Raw genomic sequence first — 17,397 nt, 5'->3', positions numbered from 1 at the left:
ATGGATAAATATGCGGAACGACTCACAGGATTTATGCTGGCTGTAGGCTGTATGAATGATGCGGCAAACCGCGTATCTGACTATTTTGTGATTAGACTTGAGGAAAGTGACAGCATGCTGACGTCTTTGGCGATGTATCACTCATCCATCACAGATAAGTTTCCGTCCGCATACTGGCACCCACAACTTCAAGCATGCTCTCAAAAAATATTTATGGAGAGAGTGGCTTTATGGTTCTTTGAGCATGAGGACATGCAACTTCTGCCCTCCTCACTCAAGCAGAACCTTCTCGCCAATTTTGCAGATGCTCTCAATGAAATGACCGGTATTGCAGAGTTCTTTACTCTTATCACCAGCCCACCAGTGTGGTATGGCTCTCTGCACGAAGAGTTTGTCATTGAAGCACAATATGGCAGATACCTTGTTCATTTCAGTATCCACTGACTCATTTGTCACAAACCAAAGTCAGCAAAGTGAATTGCGACTGTTTCAGTGGCCACTCTTGTGGGAACCAGAGTGCCAACTTCCGCTTTTCGCTCACAGCGGACCTCAGTTAGCTTGTCCGATTAGTGCCAGATATAGTCATTCGAACCCTGAGGGTTACATACCCTCTGTACCTACACTTAACCTTTGCAAGGATGTCAATCTCATTTGTTCATTCAAGAATATATGCATGAGATGTACTGTTCTGATTCCAGGAAAAAAGAACTAAATGCCAAAGACCCGGTGCTTTTCGGGAAGGGTCTATTAAACCATTTATGCCAAGTGACTCGAGGCGATTACGCAATTTCCAAGACTTGGGAATGCCGCCCTCATGCACAATTTCCTGCCATGGCGCAATGGCATCATTAAGATCAATATCTGCCGCCAGTAATGCCTCTGCATTTCTTAAATCAAAAATTTTCTCAGTGATAACCCTTACTTTGACTATTTCAAGGTTGGCACTCCTGCTGCCACTGTGGGATTTCATGGCTGCTTCTACGCCTTCCGGCGATGAACTGAGGTACAGCGTGGGTTGATTACTGTCTGAGTAACGGCCCGGCGCCCTGGACCCCGATAAAGAAAAGTTCCGATAAGCAGGATCTATCGCCCGATAAAAAATTCCATTGATATCTGTTAAATAATCGGCCCGGCCCATATATCTCCTCAATTATCTTCAAAAAAATTTACCATCTCAATAGCGAGTCACGCGTCTGTTTTACCTGCCAGCCCTGAATGCGATCGTTAATATAGACGAGACTATCGTAAGGTGCGAATGACTATAGTTCGCTCACAGCGGACCTGCAGTTTTGTTAGCTTGCCCGCTGAGTGCCAAGAGCAGACATTGCGAATAATATTTGTGTTGACCTGCTTAGAGAAAACGGGTTTTTTATAGATAGCTAAACTTGAGAGCTGAAGCACCTCATCAATTTTCACTGTAAGGACGACCAGATGCCTGACTACCAGTTCTATCAAAAAGGTAAACAGATAGTTGTGTTAGAACGTTCGGAAGAAAACCAGGCTCTTAAACTAATTAATCAGGGCTATGAAAAGCAATTTGAAGAGGTTAGTGCTACTTCGAAAAAAAGCGCACTGGCGCGTCTTTCTAACATTCGTACAGATAATCGGATAGATCAGCGTAACTTTTTAGCAGGTGCTGGCACGATGCCGTTGATAGGCATTTTGACGGCAGCCGCAGTTTTTCTATTACGAAAAAAACAGCCCTAAAATTGACTAAGTCCTCTTGTCGCTCACAGCAGACTTTCAGTCTCCCGTTGAAAGCACCGGGTCAGTGCTTTTTACGCTGACTCAGTGCAGATAATCTACTGTGGGAGCGGACAAATTCGTCAGGTCATCAGGGACCGGAATGCCTGCAGCATCGCCCGGGTCTTCAGGCGGTCATTCCACCCTTCCAGATACCACACCGGCGTGTACCGGGTGCGGGTCACTGTCCCGGCCAGCGTGTTGCCGGTGTCAACCCGCGCCGCCATGCCCAGCAAACTCAACTGAATGAATGCCATGTCCGCCGCCACAGCATCGATGTCCGTGCAACTGACAAGAAGCTGTGTCGCCGGGTTAAAGCCCGCCTCCGCCAGGGCTGCCGCATACGCAATCATCAGCCCCCCTGCCCCGCAGGCCGGTTCAGTCACTGACACAAAGGGCTCACGGGCCAGCGCCTCCTTCAGCCGGGGTACCAGCAGACCGGCCATCATCCGTGACACACTCCAGGGCGTGAAAAACTGGCCGCCCCGGTCATTGCCCAGCTCCAGTTCCATGAACACACTGCCGAGAAAATCCTGAAAGCCCCCGGACAGGGCGTCCGTCATCAGACAGAACAGCTGCTGCAGCGCGGCCTGTTCCGCCGGGGAATACGTCCCGCAGAGGGCCGCCATCCTGGCCCGGCTGTCGGCCGTGCAGACCCGGGCCATATCCAGATCACTGGCGGCCAGCGTGACAAAGTCATGAAAGACCTGCCAGCGCCCGTGGTGGCGCGCCGTGCGCTCAAACACCCGCAGGAATTCCGCCCGGGCCATGGTCGGGGACAGCCCGGTTATCTGATGTTGCGCCCTCATCAGCACGCCTCCCTGTGCATCACGCGGACAAACGCGTCCATGGGAGCCGTGGCGGCCACGGGCCAGCCCGTCTCATCCAGCCAGACACTGATGAAATCCGGCCCCTCTGCCGTGAATGACGTCAGTTCCTGCAGACCTTCTGTCGGGATAAAATCGTCCGGCTGCCCCTCCGGCACTGTGTTGTGCACCACCCAGCTGAACAGGTCCTGTATCTGACTGTCCGTGAGAGATGATTCCTCAGATTCTTTTGCTGCGGTGTTGACGTTGTTCTGAAGCATGTTGTTTCTCCTGCATGATTAAGATGATGTTTCCCCGAGTTCCTTCGCCGCATCAGCAGGAATGGGCGACCGGGAAAAACACACCGTCACAGGAGAAGGGCAAAGCCGCAGCCCGGAGGGACCGGGTGCAGTCCTTCAGTGAAACGGCCTTTGACGGGGGGTGACCGGGTGCCAGGCTCCTGCGCGGTGACAGGAACGGCGGGATATCAGCGGCAGACAGGGGAACCGGCTTCAGCCCGGCACGACCGCAGGGCGGGACGTCATCACACCCGGTGCGCCGGCGCAGCCGGCTGACCACCGGGCAAAAAAAACCTGCCGGGAGGCAGGTCTTTCGCAGGGCTCACCACTCAGCGCGGGGGCAGCTTCCCGTCATCGAATGCCAGCAGTACACCGGCGAACATGCACAGTGCAAACCCCAGCTGCAGGACAATCTTCACCAGCGACGACAGACTGTCTGTCCATACCGCGCACGGCACCACAAACAGAATGGAAACCAGCAGGAAGCCCCGGCCCACTTTTTTAATCCGCTCATCCATCTGGTTCCGGGGAACACCCCACCGGACCAGAACGGTACTGACGGCTGACATCAGGCGCTGTTTCATCACGGAAGTTATCTTCATGCTTTCCTGTTCCCTCCCGGCACCGCCTGACCGAACATCTGCCGGGCGTTGTCACGGGTTTCATCTTCCACGGAGGGCACCGGAGGAGTCTGTGGTGCCGTAGCCTCCGGGCCGGCCGGCACAGACCAGCCTGTCCGGGCCATTTCTTCCGGGAACACCGCCCGCATCAGCTGGATGATATCCGCAAACGAAGTCTCCGCCGTCAGCAGCTCTGCCAGCAGGTTTGGCAGCCGGCTGTCCTGCTTGCGCAGGGCAAAACCGGCCAGCATGGCCGCGCGCCAGACCTGTCCGCGCTCTCCCTGGGGCAGACTGTCAATCACTTCGCAGACATAGCGGTCTGCTTCATTGCGTTCCGGATTGAGATAAAAGTTGATCTTGCGTCGCGTGTCCATATTCATCATTAACCAATTGCATACATGCCACTGACCAGGTCGAACTGGGATGACTCACTCATGATGAACCGGTCATCACGCAGGCCACAGTGTTCCCTGACCGCTCCGGCGATAAGCTCTGCCCCGCCGCCAATTACCATAACATGAGAATACCCGCTGAAGGTGTTTACCGCATCAGTCACCCGGTTAATCAGGCGGTTTTGTGAGGCGGAAATCGCCGCTTTCACACTCTCCAGGCACGACACGTCATTAATGCGCTGGCGCAGAAAGTCATCGTCATGACGGTTAATGATGAACACATCGGCCATCCAGCTGCTCACTTTCGTGCGTGCCGTACTCAGGGCCTCCGTCACGGCCCCGGTCATCAGGGACACGCCCAGTGAGGAACTGCCATAAATCCGGGAAATCCCGCGCATTTTCGCCCGGACATGGGAAATGTCCAGGGTGGTTCCACCGAGGTCAATGATGAGCAGGGAGTCCAGGTCATCCATCTCCTTCAGTACCCGGTATCCGGCCGGGATGGACTCCGGCATGACCTGCACGCTGCGTACCGTGAAGGTTTCCCCGCCATTCAGGGTGACCGGGCGCATCAGGCTGGCCTGCTTTCTGGCGATTTTCGCCTGGTCCGGCTGATTGTCGTGGTTGTAGAACTCGGTCAGGGGCAGGGTCACCACGATATCCACGGGCTGAGGTGCCAGCCCCGTTTTCAGCAGGGCATGGTGTACCGCCACCACATTCACGTCACTGTACTGCCAGTCGATACGGGTGGTGATCAGGGCTTCCGGGCTGATGGGGTCGAAACTGTAATTTTCGCCGTTCAGGGTGTAATTGAACACCGGCTCGCTCCCGAAGGCCACGCCCCATTCCCGTTTGAAGCTGTTCGGACTGATGGCCTGCCGGGCCACGCCCTCCTCTTCCCACTGCAGTTTGATATTGGTCGATCCGTCATCAATGAAAATTTTCATGGTGTGTTTACCTGACTAAATAAGAGACATATATGAGATAAATAAGAGAACAAAAACAATTATACTGACTGAATGCACAGTAATAAACAGTTTATTGAGAAATATTTGAGATATTTTAGGGATAAGAAAGACATTGATTGAAGAAAGCAATAACCGAAAGAGACCATATAGAGATAAATATGAGATAAATAAAAAGGGTATTGCCATCCCTGAGCACCGGAATATACTGTATAAATAAACAGTATTACGAGGATTCATTATGTCCCTGACCGTGTTGTCTCCCGCCACCGGCTCCACCGGGCTTTCTCTGCCACTTTTCCTTGAACGGTGTCCGGCCGGATTTCCGTCACCCGCGACGGACTATGTTGAGGCGGAGCTGGATCTGAATGACTACTGCATCCGGCACCCTTCAGCCACCTACTTTGTCCGGGCGTCCGGCAGCAGTATGCAGGACATGGGCATCCATGACGGTGACCTGCTGGTCGTGGACAGATCCCTGCAGGCCCGGCACGGCGATGTGGTGATTGCCGAAACTGAGGGTGAATTCACGGTCAAATGTCTGCTGTTACGCCCGCGTCTGGCCCTGCAGCCCATGAATCCCGCCTGGCCGGTGATATATCCTGATCCGGAACAGCTGGTCATTTTTGGGGTGGTCACCCACTTCATACACCGCACACGGGCGCGCCGCTGATGTTTGCCCTGGCCGATATCAACAGCTGCTATGCCTCCTGTGAAGAGGTGTTCCGTCCGGACCTGCGCGGAAAACCCATCGTGATCCTCAGTAATAACGATGGCTGTGTGATTGCCCGCAGCCGGTCCGCCAAAAAATATGTGCGGATGGGCGAACCCTGGTTCCGGGTCCGGGAGCAGTCTTTTCCGGAGAAGATTTACGCGTTCTCCAGTAATTATGCCCTGTACCATGTCCTGACCGGCAGGGTGGTCTCGGTGATGGAGAGTCTGGCCGCCGGCGTTGAACGGTACTCCATTGATGAGTGCTTTCTGAACCTGTCCGGTATCCGTGCCTGTCAGGCTCCGGAAGACTTTGGCAGGGCACTGCGCGCTGCCGTTCTGCAACATACCGGCCTGACCGTGGGGGTCGGTATCGGCCTGACAAAAACCCTGGCCAAATCCGCCCAGTGGGCCTCAAAGGAATGGCCCCAGTTCCGGGGCGTACTGGCCGTGACCTCCCGGGCCAGAACGGAAAAACTGCTGGCCCGGCAGCCGGCGGAGGAAGTCTGGGGGGTCGGAAGGCGGACCGCGAAAAAGCTGACACAACTGGGCATCACCACTGCGCTGGAGCTGGCCAGAACGCCAACGGCGTTTATCAGGAAGCATTTCAGTGTGGTGCTGGAGAGAACCGTCAGGGAACTGAATGGTGAAGCCTGTATCTCCATGGAGGAGGCGCCTCCCCCCCGGCAGCAGATTATCAGCAGCCGGTCCTTTGGTGCCCGTATCACGGACGAAGAGGCCCTGCATCAGGCCGTCTGTCAGTATGCTGAACGGGCAGCAGAGAAACTGCGCCAGGATGGCCAGTACTGCCGCTACGTGGGTGTGTTCATCCGGACGTCTCCGTACACGCCGGGTGAGGTGTATTACAGCAACCAGGCGGGCGAACCATTGTCCGTCCCCACCCGGGATACCCGGGATATCATCCGTGCCGCCACGGCTTCTCTGGCGCGGATTTGGGTCCCGGGACACCGTTATGCTGCAGCCGGTGTGATGCTCAATGATTTAAGCCCCGGCGGGGTTGTCCAGCTCAACCTGTTTGACGAGAGTCAGCCCCGGGCAGGCAGTGAAAAGCTGATGCAGGTGATTGACCATATAAACCAGTCTGGGCTGGGGCAGATTGGGTTTGCGGGCAAAGGGATACAGCCTGACTGGCAGATGAAACGGGAACAGTTATCCCCGTCCTGGATGACCCGCTGGTCAGATATTCCTGTGGCCATGCTGAGATAATTGTGACCTGGCTGAAAAAGAAGGCAGTGCTCGCCGCAAGGCATGACTAGCGCAGTCTGTCATGCCGAGGAAGCACCAGGTAACCCCCGACAGATATATTCTGCTTACGCTCCTGATGCCAAATTTCCCAGTTTCTGCACATATTCACAGAGGATCTTTTTAAGATCATTTTACAGGTCTTTTATGCTTTTTAAGCTTTTTAGCCCACGCCTGTCCCTTGGTATTAGTGGGATACACCTCTCCCTTTATGGGCAACAGGTCAACTCTCTGTGGGAAATACCACTACTTGAAGTGGGATTGACGTCAAGTAACTATGGGAAATGCATCAACTAGTTATGGGAAACACATCAACTTCTCAGTTTACTTATTCACCTGTTGATAACTCTCGATTATTTATTGCAATTTGTGCAGACGATGCCATTATGGGTGAATAAAAATTTACCCACAGTGGTGAAATGGATGACAACTGACCAGGCTGTTGCGGTACCTAAGAAATTCAAAAAAAAAGTCAGCATAAAGCAGTCAAACGAACTGACTGAAGCTGCGTATTACCTGCCCCTCCAGGCAAAGCGTGTTTTGTGGCTGTGCCTGATGCAGGCTTATTTTAGCGACAGTTCATCTGATGATGAGTCAGATTCGTTACCGGTTTTTAAGGTTAATGTCTCTGATTACGTGCGGTATTTTAATGTGGCCACGGCCGTGGCAAGCCGGGATGTAAAATCCGGTATAAAGGCTCTGGGCGAGTCCACCGTTACCTTTTACCCCAAAGACGGTGAATTTGAAGAAGTGACACGCCCCTGGCTGGCTGAAGCGGGTCTGAAACGTGGACGGGGTACCTGGCAGCTGGAGTTCAATTACAAGGTAATGCCTTTCCTGGTTGGTCTGTCCTCTCAGTTTACAACATATTCCCTGTATGACTGCGGGCAGCTGAACAGCGTAAGAGTGATCCGCCTTTATGAGAGTTTATGTCAGTTCAGGGCATCCGGGGCCTGGATCACCTCTCATGACTGGATGTGTGAGCGTTTTATGCTGCCAGCGTCTCAGAAGAACAATTCAGCAGAAATGAAAAGGACATTTCTTGAGCCTGCCATCAAAAAAATTAATGAAAAGACACCACTAAAGGTCTCCTATAACACGGCGGATGACGGTCGTTTTATTTTCAACATAATTGATAAACCTCTGAATCTTTCCTGATTATCCGCCTGTCCCAGGGCGGATACCTTCTTCCTTTAACGTTTTGCAGATACCAGACCTTTCGGATATTGATGTTTTTCCCACAGTGCCCGCCAGTGCAGAAAGTTGACGCATTTCCCACAACGTCTGACAGAGCTGGAAGTTGACGCGTTTCCCACACTGCCCGGCCGCGCCATAAGTTGACGCGATTCCCACAGCGCCGGTAACACCACAAGTTGATGCGATTCCCACAGCGCCGGTAACGCCACAAGTTGATGCGATTCCCACAGCGCCGGCAGTGCCACAAGTTGACGCGTTTCCCACAGCGCCCGGCTGCGTCTCAAGTTAACGCGTTCCCCACAGCGCCCGGCAGTGCCGTAAGTTGATGTGTTTCCCACAGTGCCCGGCAGTGCCGTAAGTTGATGTGTTTCCCACAGTGCCCGGCCGCGCCGTAAGTTGATGTGTTTCCCACAGTGCCCGGCAGCGCCGTAAGTTGATGTGTTTCCCATAGTGCCCGGCCGTGCCGTAAGTTGATGTGTTTCCCACAGTGCCCGGCCGCGCCGTAAGTTGAGGTGTTTCCCACAGCGCCGCATGTTGATGCTTTTCCCACACGCCAGGCCTGTCCGGGGGATATCATTGTTTTTCAGCCCAGGTGTCTGCATGCGCAATATATCCCAGCAGGGTTTTGCTGAAGTCTTTCCCTGCTCTCAGGTCGGGATCAGTGATCACCTTGCCAAGTTTCGCCATTTCCGCATGCGTTCTTTTTTTCCTTTCCAGATATTCTTCAGAGTCGTAGCCCATTGTTTCGATGCAGAACAGCGCTTCTTCCGGGCCGGTATCCGGGCGAACACGAACCAGAAAATCGGGAAGCACCGGCAGTGCCAGTTCTTCACCATCAGGCCCGGATTCTATGTCAAATAAGGGCTTTTCCAGTGTCAGTCGTGCCGGTTTTTTCCGGAGCTTACCCACTTCACGGACGATGGTTTCCAGTGTGTCCTTCTCTTTGAGACTGTCTACAGGGATCGGATTGACCATTGACCAGGCGCTGTGCGCATAGCCTTCATCACAGATGACTTTGCCTGCCTCGTCACGAAAAAATGACAGAATGACCCAGTATGGTGCCCGGCTGCCGAGCAGGGCATTGTGCTCACCATTGACCGTCATGCGTTTAGCCGGTGACCAGGTGTAGGCCCTTGTTTTGGTGTTGAAGGTGACTGTCTGCCGGTCAACTTCACGGGTGAGCCCAATGAGATAAAAGCCGATACGGGTGCGGGCGGGCCAGCCTTTGTTATCCATTTCCAGGGCGGTCATGGTGTTTTCAAGGTCCTGCTGCGTCAGCCAGGGGGGCGTCATAATGACATCGGCCAGTACCCGGTCACCGTGAAGTTTCACGCTGCCTGCCACGCGTTTTATCGTTTTCAATGTATCCAGCATCGACCCGGAAGGAGTTTTAGGGATAAGGGTGAGGCGATGGATGGCCGCCATATCGAGCAGTGTCAGTAATTTTCTGCCCAGTGCCGGAACCTTTTTAATTCGTTCCTCTTTGCCCCCCGAACCTGGAGTGAGGTCACGGACACCGGTGCCTTTACCACTTTCTTTTTTCAGGGTGATGAAGGCCGACACATCCAGTGGTGCGAAAGCATGTTTGTGACCTTCCCGGTGTCCGGTTTCCGTATCCGTGCCGGTTTTTTTTACCCGGAACAGCGGACAGGAAGGAGAATGACGGCCGGACTGGTGAAGGTGACGCAGGTGGCGACCTGAGGCTTTATCCACCACTGTATTCAGGGGCGGGAAGTCAGGATGGCAGGAACACTGCAGCCACAGACTGTCTTCAATCATTTGCCCGGTTATGTCTCTGACCAGATCCTGCTGTTCTTTGGTCGCCGTTCGCCCTGCCCCATAGGTATCACAGAGCGCCTCTGTTTCGGCCTGTGTCAGGCTTCGTTCAACGGTTCCCCGGGGGGTCTTCCGCCATACCAGCTTCATTGTCGCATCCTTTTGTAGTTCTTAATGAATACAAATGTGTTACATTTGTACTCTTAATGCATTACTCGTGTAACCTTATAAAGGTGTCTGGGCCGGCTAGTTATCCTGTTCAGCAGGCAAGTCTAAGGCATCATCTTCATCCAAGTAATCAGACGCAAGCCGTTCACCAGGAAGAGTCTCTGAAAAGTCAAAACAGTGGGTACAAAGGTAACCACCGCTGAATTCACACACTGAACCGGCTCCTCCGCACTCCTCGCAGTCTGCAGGAACCGGTGCCAGACACCACTCATCATTTTTATAAAAGATATCCTGCAGCAGAGTAAAACGATTGTCTTGATGCCCGCAGTCAGGATTGGTGCATTCAAAATCCTCGTCCCCGGACTTCAGCCAGCTCTCTGTGCCACACTCAGGACACTTAAATTGCAGGTTCCGGTCACTGTGAAAGCACACAAGGCAGTGGATGTCAGTAAGCCAGTGAGTGTCCTTCGGCATTATCCGGGGACTGATGACCGCTGATTCACAGTGACAGGTCGGGCAGGGTTTTATGGTTTCTCCGGCCTGACGTCGTTTTTGCAGTTCCGGCCTGACAGCCCGGAATTTTACCTCTGCATAGTACTTATTGCCGGTCAGCAGACGGGTCTCCTGGAGGGCAATCTGGCGTTCCAGATGATGGTTTTCCAGCTTTTTCCAGCCGTCCCGGATTATCCTGTTGAGTGCAAACCAGGCTTCGGCCTGCTCTTTCAGTATCTGCCCGCGCTGGGCCTTATCCATCAGTCCGTCATGATAAAAATGCACCACCCTGTTACGGTGATCGCTGACCGTTTTAAGCAGCGCCCTGGTTTTCTCCGGTATGGGCAGCTCCAGCACCTTCTCAAGACGGCTGCAGGTTTCATCAAAGCTGACCGACTGAAAATCTCCCCGGAGATATTTCTCCCGGGAGACAATTCCTTTTCCGCTGTTGCTGCAAACCAGCGTCCAGTGCTCCTGCAGCAGGGGCACTTTGAGGAGCAGTTCGACACCGGTCCAGAAACTGACGACGGAATCCTTGGGAGAGGTGTCGATTGCCTCACGGGCACGTTCCAGAAACTCCAGTCCGTTAGTCATCAGTGCCTGAACATCACCGGCGGCTTTCTCTGATTTATTCATTGCTGTCTGTTACCTCCGGAATTCGCCATACAGACAGATACTGCCTGTAATTCATATGTAATACATTTGGAATACAAAAAGAGGATTAATGTCATTCATTTAAACGCTGCAATGGGCTATTTTTCAGCTTTTTATTATTTCTTTTTTTTAAAAATAAAAACTGGTCAGAGGGAGTGTCTTCCGGGATATGAGCCCAGAAAGCATTGATGGCTTCTGAAAAAGATTTCAGGTCCCGGGGCTGCACGGTCAGTCTCCGTGCCCACCAGGCAGGGAGTGACAGGTTGTGCGGGCCGATGGATGCCCGGCTTCGGTCATCCACATCGATGAACCTGGGATATTCGTGATACAGTTTATCAAAGGACGGCCCCTTGCCGTGCTTCCACGCATTGACCAGAATCAGGCCCTGTCTGAGACGTTCCCAGAACGGCTGGGTCTGCATGTTCCAGCATTCCGGTTTACTCAGATGCTCAAGCAGCCCTGAAAATACCATCGTCCATATTCCCTCATGGTAAGGCACGCCACACCCGGCCAACTGGTCCGCCAGCCATTCCCGTAAGGATTTCTCGAACTCCTGGAACATCCCGGCGACGATACTGATCCGGGTGCTGGTGCGCATCGCATCCAGCTGCAGCCAGATGGTGATTTCTTCATTATTCGCTTCCTCAAAACCGTCCGACGGGTCCATTGTCTCCGGATCAAAGTGGATGCTCAGGCGGTCAAGACGGTCCTGTGCGGCCTGTTGCGCTGCAACGTCAATGCTGTCATCAGTGAAGGACGCCAGCAGGCGTTCTGTTGACTGGTCATAAAAGAAATTGTTGCACCGGATGAATTCTCGCCTCACCGGCTCATACATGTTGAGGTACAGTACAGGTGCCATCAGTCATCCTTTTGCCATTCTTTTTTATTTATTATGCACTACATCAGTAGTTCATTAGTATTCTAAATGTAATACATAAATAAACATAACAGACTATCTTTATGGTGTTTATGTATTCCCCGTTTTGTCCATCAGCAGCCTGATGGCTCCCTGTGTATCCATGGAAAACCGGACCTGCTGACTGGCGGCCACATCCAGGGCAAAGAGGCGGGTATAGACTTCAGTGGAGGTGAATTTCTCATGGCCGAGTAACCCCTGCAGCACTTTCGGGTGGACGTGTCCGTACAGCAGGTGCATCGCAAAACTGTGACGAAAAGTGTGCGGGCTGATGGCAATACTGAACCTGACGCCGCCGGGTGGCGCTGTCCACGGCCCGGTCAAGCCAGTTGCGGACTGTCCTGTCCGTGATCCCCCAGACCGGCAGGGCGCGACGTTCGCCGGTGAGCCGGTCACCGGTATTCCACAGCGTGTTGATGAAAGCGTGCTGATGCCAGTCAGGCAGGAAGTGGAGGAGGGCGGCCACTTCCGGAGCCAGCAGGTACCGGGGCAGTTCCGTGTAGTGCCGGGCCATGGCGCGGAGCGAAAGTGCACGGCCGTAATCCGCCGGCACCGGGACCGTCTCCGGGAGCAGGGCGGAGGAATGCAGGGGGGCGGTCTGTGTCATGTCCTTCCTTTATTTGTGCCGCTGATCACGCTGTGTAAAATCTGCAGGAGTATGCCCCTGCCTGTGCCGGATTTTTCGCGCAGCGCAATCCGGTGAGATATCACCCCCATTTTCCCGGTTCACGGGCCGTGATGCCACTGAAAAAAACCGCTGCGCCCGGGGCGCGGATTTTCCGCTTTCTGTCAGTATAGCCGGAAACGGAAAGCAATAACCGGTTCCCCGTCCGCACGGCGGACAACCCGGGTCTCCGGTTTACCCGGATATGGGGGGCGGCAGGCGGAAATATCCCAGGATGAGGGGGTTTCCGGGCATCAGCCCGCCCGCCGGGGGCGTTTTCCGGAAATTACCGAAAACGGAATCTGTTGCGGAACCAGAAGTGGTACTCCACTAACTGACTAAGCAACTTCGCTGTGCGGTCTGCCACAGTTTCAGGGGGGTTATAAGATGAATGACCTGTGATAGACTTTCAGCACAGCTTCTAGGAAAGATACGTGACGGGTCATGAACGAAAATCATAAAAAAGAAATACTGACTAAAATCTCTGAGGACTTTCTGGATGACATTCAGGGGCTATCAAATAAGGTTGCCACCCATATTAGAGATGATGTGTTTAAGTATCTTTCAGAAGGGATTTCTGCTTCAGAAGGTCCAATTATCATGTTTACCGCCGGTGCGCCTGCCTGCGGTAAAAGTGAAACCGTAAAGCATATTCTCAACGAATATCCGGACACAGTACATATTGATCCTGATGAATTCAGAGGATTATTTCCATATTATTCAGGAAATAATGCAGATGTTTACCAAAAATATTGCACAAAAATAATGTCACGCTGTTTTGATAAAGCGGTGAAGGGGGGCTTTAATATCATTCATGATACGAATTTTGCTCATTATGAGACTGCTGTCAGAAATGTCCATACAGCGCTCATGCGAAGCTATGTGGTTCAGATTATGTATGTATATCTGGACCCCCGAATAGCCTGGAAGCATGCTATGAGGCGGGACAGGAAAATCAGGCCTGACGTATTCTGCAACAATTTTTTACGTGTCCGTCAGACCATCAAAGATGTGCTTTCGCATCCGGACTTCCAGGGGAAGTTGTTGCGCTGCCGGGCTTATGTATATGAAGAGATACCAGGGCAAGCGGCTTTCAGCCAGACCATTCATGAGAACATCACCGCAGACACGCTGGATTCGGTAGTGCCATTCAATTACTCAATTTCAGATCTTGAACAAATTGCTGTATAATAATAGTACAACTGCAGCGGAGGGGTTATGTCACTCAAAACTAATGAATCAACTCAGAAAAAGAAAAAGTCTCTGAGGGATTTATTCGGAGACGACCTGACCGAGACCGGGAAAGTGGATCTTGAAAGGGCGGGTGAACTTGCTGCTCAGGATCTTGCCAGAGTTATTTTTTCTGAAAAATTTGTTTCGGCAGAAACAGAAATAAATTCAGGCAGCGTACATACGCCTAGCTCGGAGAGTATCGAATCGGGTGTCTACTGGAACAGTCATATACCATCGCATTATAGAGCTCGCGAGGTAGAGTATAATCTGGCCAAGTGGTGGAATGAGATACCAGCAACTCTCATAACAGGTATTAAGCCCTCTAATAGTTTTGACGGTAAAGCGCCTAATTCTGAACAGTGGAAGGCCCTCATTGAGTCAATGGCCCGAAATATGAATGAATCAGCGAGCGGACAAATTTTTCACCTAGCAGGAGGGCATGGTCTTTCTGAAGGTTATCAAGCTGTGACGGTTAGCATAAAATCCACACTCAAACTCATCGGATTGGATGGTGAAGGTGAAGAAGAAGAATGTGAATATGTCACGTTCATACCTGGGAAACGGAAGGAAGAACGTATGAGATTACGTCCTCAGACTGCCCGAGTACGCAGACGCCAATTGGCGCATAAAGTTAAATAAAAATATAGGCTCTTAATTTTAAGAGCCTTTTTTATTATATTGCTATAACCTTAACGGTATAAATGTTCATCACCCGTGTAGTACAAAAGTCATTCATTTGTAATTCATTAAATATTTTCTTTGATTGCCTTCAGTACCTTGTCAGGACCTGCTGACCGGGCAAGGTAAAGTCCTGCCCGCAATAAGGTTGATACGGTAATGTTTTTGTGGGTTAAGGCCTGAATTTCTTCAACCAGCTCCTGTGCCAGCATTTTCTCAGCGGGGGTCATCCTTACTGTCTTTGGGCTTTCACCGGTGGTGTTTTTCTTTTTGGTACTGAAACTGGTGAGACGGCTGCTGTTGCTGTCCGTTGTGCTTCGTTCCGGTTTTTCCAGTTTGGGGCGGGTTAATTCTTTGCTCATTTACGCAACCTCTTTTGCCATCAGCTCATCCAGTTCCCGGGCAAGCTTGCTGTAGTCATTCAGTGCCATGGCACTTTTCTGGAAATAATAGAGCGGTACACAGGCCACCTGAGACTGAACAATCGCCTGGTCAGTTCGTATGCGGGTTTCCAGCAACCGTGCAGAAATACGCGGGTGTTCCGTCAGTGCCTTCTCGATGAAGGCGTTGATTTTTTTGTTGGCGCCGTTGTAGTTATTCCGGAACACGCTGAAACGGGAGTAATCCTCTTCGGAAATTTCATCCATGTAATCCAGCATGATTTCCAGACCACTCAGGGAAAAACTGCCACCATCAACGGGAACCAGAACATGATCAGCAACGAAAATGGCATTGCCGGTGGCAATGTTAAGTCCTGGTGCGCAGTCAAAAATAATGTAGTCATAATCATCCCGCACTTTTTCCAGGTGTCTGGCCATGATTTTTTCACGGTGGCTGCGGGTCAGGGTCTGTTCAATGATTTTTTCAAACGTCGGGTCTGACGGGATGAGATCCAGATTCGGTATCGGGAGTTCACCGGCAACGGCTGGAATGATAACGTTCCGAATGTCGCTGCGAGGATTATTGTACAGATCGCAGATGGTTGAACCGTACATGGAATAATATTTTTTGCCGTTGGCCAGCACTTCCGTTGAGTTGGCCTGCTGATCAGAATCGACCAGAAGAACCTTATTTCCACTTCTGGCCAGTGTGACGGCGAGATTGGTTGCGGTGCTGGTTTTACCCGGGCCACCTTTGTTGTTCATCACCGCGTAAATTTTCGCACCAGATCCTGCTTTTTGACCTGCCATGACAGCTCCTTAACGGATGCAAATGGATTACTTATGTAGCTACATTTGACGTACTATAGCATTACAAATGTAATACACAAGTAATCCATTTAAGGGCGGGGCGTCATGGCATTCCAGGCACGGCGTCGTTCTGTTGTATAGCCGGTCATTGTATTCAGCTTTTTGACCTCGACCATTCCGTGCTTTTGTCTGGCTGGTAGTGTCTTTCTGCAACATATAGGTATGCTTAATGTGAGCTGCTGAACTGTTGCAGGGATCTGGGGTACACCCGTCAAATGAACCACTCATCTGTTACCCCTGCAACGGTGGCCACTTATAAGTGACCTTTCAGCAGGGCCACGGCATCCGCGCCGGGCATCTGGAACTGCACCCGGTGGCGCGCCGCGACATCGAGCGCAAACACTTTCGTGTACACTTCCGTCGAACTGATACTTTTATGTCCCATCAGGCTCTGCAGCACCTTCAGCGGAATACCGGCGTACAGCATGTGCATGGCATAGCTGTGCCGGAGCGTGTGCGGGGTCACCGGCACCGAGAACGTCACGCCGTCGGCCGCTGCGGCGTCCACGGCTTCACTGATCCACGTCCGTGCCGTCCGGTCGGTGATCTCCCACAGACGCGCCTTTTCCGTCCGGCCGGTGCGCTTGTTTCTGCGTTCCTGCGGAATTTTCAGGGTGGCCACCATCATCTCCAGCTGGCTGACGTACTGGCTGTCGGACAGCGGAACCAGACGGTGCGCCGGACTGCCGGCAGGCGCCCGCCCGGCTGTCCTGGCCGCTTTTTCCGCACGCTGCTTCAGGGTGGCCAACTGCACAAACGGGTACGGCGGTGCCAGCGAAAAATCCCCCCGTGTCAGCGCCAGCGCCTCATTAATCCGTGCGCCAGTATTCCACAGGGTGGCCAGCAGTATCCTGCGGTGCAGATCCGGGACGTAGTGGAGCAGGGCGCTGACCTCCGGTGCCAGCAGGTATTTTGGCAGTTCATCATGCACCAGGGCCATCTGGCGCAGTGCCAGTGCAGCCGGATAATCGATGACCACCGGCAGCTGCACCGGTGGCGAACCGTAGTTCACAAGCTGGGTCATGTTATTTTCCTGTCGGAAGCGGAATTATTCATCCAGGGACCAGGGGGACGGAAGAGCACACAGCGTGCTGAGTTCCTGAATGATACCGTCACACTCACCGACCAGTTTCTGGTATAAGTCTGAGGCGGTTTCACGGTATTCGGGACCATCCGAGTAATGTTCAAATACAGCATCAAGCCGCGCCTCGTGCTGAGTTCGGACAAAAGCCAGCCTGTGAATTCTGAGCTGAAGCACACCATCCAGAACAGTCCAGTCTCCCTTTACCCTGCTGAAATCCGGGACCTCGGGCCGTGACGGAACATGATCGTCCTTAACCGGGGAGAGTGAAAACTCATGACACTGCTCCCGGTATCCTGCCAGGAGGATCATAAGCTGGCTACCGAGGTATGCGCGCTCTGATGCCAGCTTTTTATCTGCAGCCTTTTTTTCGCGTCCGGCAGTGAAATAATGGTAGAGAAACTGGCTACCCAGTGCGCCGACCATACCCCCCAGTGCTGAGGCCACCGGCATCCACAACGGAACGACAGCGGTCATGGCATCCGCTCC

Annotated in this window: 21 protein-coding genes and 1 pseudogene; 7 read left to right on the top strand and 15 right to left on the bottom strand. The window is 52.6% G+C overall.

Annotated features, from left to right (window positions below; translation table 11 throughout):
* Entirely contained in the window at positions 1 to 444 is a 444-nt protein-coding gene (locus tag MPHASIOC01_RS09610) for a hypothetical protein (protein ID WP_353614362.1), read from the top strand.
* 211 nt (positions 445 to 655) lie between these two features.
* Here the strand turns inward: MPHASIOC01_RS09610 and MPHASIOC01_RS09605 are convergent, their stop codons facing one another.
* On the bottom strand, positions 656 to 1,138 hold the full coding sequence (locus tag MPHASIOC01_RS09605; protein ID WP_353614481.1) for an RES domain-containing protein: 483 nt from the start codon (positions 1,136 to 1,138) through the stop codon (positions 656 to 658).
* Between the two features lie 293 nt (positions 1,139 to 1,431).
* On the opposite strand from MPHASIOC01_RS09605, the gene MPHASIOC01_RS09600 reads away from it, so the two are divergent.
* Entirely contained in the window at positions 1,432 to 1,707 is a 276-nt protein-coding gene (locus tag MPHASIOC01_RS09600; protein WP_353614480.1) for a hypothetical protein, read from the top strand.
* A 119-nt stretch (positions 1,708 to 1,826) separates the two neighbouring features.
* On the opposite strand, the gene MPHASIOC01_RS09595 is transcribed toward MPHASIOC01_RS09600, so the two are convergent.
* The 5 genes from MPHASIOC01_RS09595 to MPHASIOC01_RS09575 all read right to left on the bottom strand — a co-directional run bounded on the left by MPHASIOC01_RS09595 (position 1,827) and on the right by MPHASIOC01_RS09575 (position 4,807).
* Positions 1,827 to 2,552: an N-6 DNA methylase gene (locus MPHASIOC01_RS09595; protein WP_353614479.1), complete on the bottom strand. Its 726-nt coding sequence runs from the start codon at positions 2,550 to 2,552 to the stop codon at positions 1,827 to 1,829.
* On the bottom strand, positions 2,552 to 2,830 hold the full coding sequence (locus tag MPHASIOC01_RS09590; RefSeq protein ID WP_353614478.1) for a hypothetical protein: 279 nt from the start codon (positions 2,828 to 2,830) through the stop codon (positions 2,552 to 2,554). Before MPHASIOC01_RS09590 ends, MPHASIOC01_RS09595 begins: the two co-directional genes overlap by 1 nt.
* 347 nt (positions 2,831 to 3,177) lie before the next feature.
* On the bottom strand, positions 3,178 to 3,450 hold the full coding sequence (locus MPHASIOC01_RS09585) for a hypothetical protein (protein ID WP_353614477.1): 273 nt from the start codon (positions 3,448 to 3,450) through the stop codon (positions 3,178 to 3,180).
* Positions 3,447 to 3,851 (bottom strand): plasmid partitioning/stability family protein, encoded by a 405-nt coding sequence (locus MPHASIOC01_RS09580; RefSeq protein WP_353614476.1) that lies wholly within the window; start codon positions 3,849 to 3,851, stop codon positions 3,447 to 3,449. Before MPHASIOC01_RS09580 ends, MPHASIOC01_RS09585 begins: the two co-directional genes overlap by 4 nt.
* Positions 3,851 to 4,807, bottom strand: a complete 957-nt coding sequence (locus MPHASIOC01_RS09575; RefSeq protein WP_353614475.1) for a plasmid segregation protein ParM — start codon at positions 4,805 to 4,807, stop codon at positions 3,851 to 3,853. Before MPHASIOC01_RS09575 ends, MPHASIOC01_RS09580 begins: the two co-directional genes overlap by 1 nt.
* A 259-nt stretch (positions 4,808 to 5,066) precedes the next feature.
* Here MPHASIOC01_RS09575 and umuD point away from each other — a divergent pair, with 259 nt between their 5' ends.
* The 3 genes from umuD to MPHASIOC01_RS09560 all read left to right on the top strand — a co-directional run bounded on the left by umuD (position 5,067) and on the right by MPHASIOC01_RS09560 (position 7,957).
* Entirely contained in the window at positions 5,067 to 5,498 is a 432-nt protein-coding gene (gene umuD, locus MPHASIOC01_RS09570; protein WP_353614474.1) for a translesion error-prone DNA polymerase V autoproteolytic subunit, read from the top strand.
* Entirely contained in the window at positions 5,498 to 6,763 is a 1,266-nt protein-coding gene (gene umuC, locus MPHASIOC01_RS09565; RefSeq protein ID WP_353614473.1) for a translesion error-prone DNA polymerase V subunit UmuC, read from the top strand. Before umuD ends, umuC begins: the two co-directional genes overlap by 1 nt.
* Before the next feature lie 459 nt (positions 6,764 to 7,222).
* Positions 7,223 to 7,957 (top strand): replication initiation protein, encoded by a 735-nt coding sequence (locus MPHASIOC01_RS09560; protein WP_405027758.1) that lies wholly within the window; start codon positions 7,223 to 7,225, stop codon positions 7,955 to 7,957.
* A gap of 35 nt (positions 7,958 to 7,992) precedes the next feature.
* Here the strand turns inward: MPHASIOC01_RS09560 and MPHASIOC01_RS09555 are convergent, their stop codons facing one another.
* From MPHASIOC01_RS09555 to MPHASIOC01_RS09535, 5 genes and pseudogenes are all read right to left on the bottom strand, one after another.
* Positions 7,993 to 8,598: a hypothetical protein gene (locus MPHASIOC01_RS09555; RefSeq protein WP_353614472.1), complete on the bottom strand. Its 606-nt coding sequence runs from the start codon at positions 8,596 to 8,598 to the stop codon at positions 7,993 to 7,995.
* On the bottom strand, positions 8,570 to 9,922 hold the full coding sequence (locus MPHASIOC01_RS09550) for a hypothetical protein (protein ID WP_353614471.1): 1,353 nt from the start codon (positions 9,920 to 9,922) through the stop codon (positions 8,570 to 8,572). The genes MPHASIOC01_RS09555 and MPHASIOC01_RS09550 overlap by 29 nt, the downstream gene beginning before the upstream one ends.
* A 96-nt stretch (positions 9,923 to 10,018) precedes the next feature.
* Positions 10,019 to 11,068, bottom strand: a complete 1,050-nt coding sequence (locus MPHASIOC01_RS09545; protein WP_353614470.1) for a hsdR — start codon at positions 11,066 to 11,068, stop codon at positions 10,019 to 10,021.
* Between the two features lie 91 nt (positions 11,069 to 11,159).
* The gene (locus MPHASIOC01_RS09540; protein ID WP_353614469.1) at positions 11,160 to 11,945 is read right to left on the bottom strand and encodes a hypothetical protein; all 786 of its coding nucleotides are present in this window, start codon (positions 11,943 to 11,945) and stop codon (positions 11,160 to 11,162) included.
* 108 nt (positions 11,946 to 12,053) lie between these two features.
* A pseudogene (locus MPHASIOC01_RS09535) lies at positions 12,054 to 12,609 on the bottom strand (tyrosine-type recombinase/integrase).
* Positions 12,610 to 13,110: 501 nt separating this feature from the next.
* Between MPHASIOC01_RS09535 and MPHASIOC01_RS09530 the strand changes: the two are divergent.
* Entirely contained in the window at positions 13,111 to 13,857 is a 747-nt protein-coding gene (locus MPHASIOC01_RS09530) for a zeta toxin family protein (protein ID WP_353614468.1), read from the top strand.
* Positions 13,858 to 13,884: 27 nt separating this feature from the next.
* On the top strand, positions 13,885 to 14,538 hold the full coding sequence (locus MPHASIOC01_RS09525) for a hypothetical protein (protein ID WP_353614467.1): 654 nt from the start codon (positions 13,885 to 13,887) through the stop codon (positions 14,536 to 14,538).
* Positions 14,539 to 14,645: 107 nt separating this feature from the next.
* On the opposite strand, the gene MPHASIOC01_RS09520 is transcribed toward MPHASIOC01_RS09525, so the two are convergent.
* The 4 genes from MPHASIOC01_RS09520 to MPHASIOC01_RS09505 form a co-directional block, all read right to left on the bottom strand.
* Positions 14,646 to 14,939, bottom strand: coding sequence for a hypothetical protein (locus tag MPHASIOC01_RS09520; protein ID WP_353614466.1), 294 nt, complete (start codon positions 14,937 to 14,939; stop codon positions 14,646 to 14,648).
* Entirely contained in the window at positions 14,940 to 15,767 is an 828-nt protein-coding gene (locus MPHASIOC01_RS09515) for a ParA family protein (protein ID WP_353614465.1), read from the bottom strand.
* Positions 15,768 to 16,080: 313 nt separating this feature from the next.
* A complete protein-coding gene (locus MPHASIOC01_RS09510) occupies positions 16,081 to 16,851 on the bottom strand; it encodes a site-specific integrase (RefSeq protein WP_353614464.1) in 771 nt (256 codons plus the stop codon).
* A gap of 24 nt (positions 16,852 to 16,875) precedes the next feature.
* Complete coding sequence (locus tag MPHASIOC01_RS09505; protein WP_353614463.1) at positions 16,876 to 17,385, bottom strand: hypothetical protein; 510 nt, start codon at positions 17,383 to 17,385, stop codon at positions 16,876 to 16,878.
* Positions 17,386 to 17,397 lie beyond the last annotated feature (12 nt).

It is taken from the genome of Mangrovibacter phragmitis, from assembly GCF_040429585.1.
GTDB lineage: Bacteria > Pseudomonadota > Gammaproteobacteria > Enterobacterales > Enterobacteriaceae > Mangrovibacter > Mangrovibacter phragmitis.
Note: the sequence above shows the minus strand (reverse complement) of the source record. Positions and strands in the feature narration are given on the sequence as shown.

What these genes read in the sequence shown, in the direction of transcription:
- MPHASIOC01_RS09600 (WP_353614480.1), top strand. Translation starts at nt 1,432, where the DNA reads ATGCCTGACTACCAGTTCTATCAAAAAGGTAAACAGATAGTTGTGTTA.
- MPHASIOC01_RS09605 (WP_353614481.1), bottom strand. Translation starts at nt 1,138, where the DNA reads ATGGGCCGGGCCGATTATTTAACAGATATCAATGGAATTTTTTATCGG.
- MPHASIOC01_RS09585 (WP_353614477.1), bottom strand. Translation starts at nt 3,450, where the DNA reads ATGAAGATAACTTCCGTGATGAAACAGCGCCTGATGTCAGCCGTCAGT.
- MPHASIOC01_RS09590 (WP_353614478.1), bottom strand. Translation starts at nt 2,830, where the DNA reads ATGCTTCAGAACAACGTCAACACCGCAGCAAAAGAATCTGAGGAATCA.
- MPHASIOC01_RS09595 (WP_353614479.1), bottom strand. Translation starts at nt 2,552, where the DNA reads ATGAGGGCGCAACATCAGATAACCGGGCTGTCCCCGACCATGGCCCGG.
- MPHASIOC01_RS09550 (WP_353614471.1), bottom strand. Translation starts at nt 9,922, where the DNA reads ATGAAGCTGGTATGGCGGAAGACCCCCCGGGGAACCGTTGAACGAAGC.
- MPHASIOC01_RS09580 (WP_353614476.1), bottom strand. Translation starts at nt 3,851, where the DNA reads ATGATGAATATGGACACGCGACGCAAGATCAACTTTTATCTCAATCCG.
- umuC (WP_353614473.1), top strand. Translation starts at nt 5,498, where the DNA reads ATGTTTGCCCTGGCCGATATCAACAGCTGCTATGCCTCCTGTGAAGAG.
- MPHASIOC01_RS09610 (WP_353614362.1), top strand. Translation starts at nt 1, where the DNA reads ATGGATAAATATGCGGAACGACTCACAGGATTTATGCTGGCTGTAGGC.
- MPHASIOC01_RS09525 (WP_353614467.1), top strand. Translation starts at nt 13,885, where the DNA reads ATGTCACTCAAAACTAATGAATCAACTCAGAAAAAGAAAAAGTCTCTG.
- MPHASIOC01_RS09575 (WP_353614475.1), bottom strand. Translation starts at nt 4,807, where the DNA reads ATGAAAATTTTCATTGATGACGGATCGACCAATATCAAACTGCAGTGG.
- MPHASIOC01_RS09505 (WP_353614463.1), bottom strand. Translation starts at nt 17,385, where the DNA reads ATGACCGCTGTCGTTCCGTTGTGGATGCCGGTGGCCTCAGCACTGGGG.
- MPHASIOC01_RS09530 (WP_353614468.1), top strand. Translation starts at nt 13,111, where the DNA reads ATGAACGAAAATCATAAAAAAGAAATACTGACTAAAATCTCTGAGGAC.
- MPHASIOC01_RS09520 (WP_353614466.1), bottom strand. Translation starts at nt 14,939, where the DNA reads ATGAGCAAAGAATTAACCCGCCCCAAACTGGAAAAACCGGAACGAAGC.
- MPHASIOC01_RS09510 (WP_353614464.1), bottom strand. Translation starts at nt 16,851, where the DNA reads ATGACCCAGCTTGTGAACTACGGTTCGCCACCGGTGCAGCTGCCGGTG.
- MPHASIOC01_RS09560 (WP_405027758.1), top strand. Translation starts at nt 7,223, where the DNA reads ATGACAACTGACCAGGCTGTTGCGGTACCTAAGAAATTCAAAAAAAAA.
- MPHASIOC01_RS09515 (WP_353614465.1), bottom strand. Translation starts at nt 15,767, where the DNA reads ATGGCAGGTCAAAAAGCAGGATCTGGTGCGAAAATTTACGCGGTGATG.
- umuD (WP_353614474.1), top strand. Translation starts at nt 5,067, where the DNA reads ATGTCCCTGACCGTGTTGTCTCCCGCCACCGGCTCCACCGGGCTTTCT.
- MPHASIOC01_RS09540 (WP_353614469.1), bottom strand. Translation starts at nt 11,945, where the DNA reads ATGGCACCTGTACTGTACCTCAACATGTATGAGCCGGTGAGGCGAGAA.
- MPHASIOC01_RS09555 (WP_353614472.1), bottom strand. Translation starts at nt 8,598, where the DNA reads ATGCAGACACCTGGGCTGAAAAACAATGATATCCCCCGGACAGGCCTG.
- MPHASIOC01_RS09545 (WP_353614470.1), bottom strand. Translation starts at nt 11,068, where the DNA reads ATGAATAAATCAGAGAAAGCCGCCGGTGATGTTCAGGCACTGATGACT.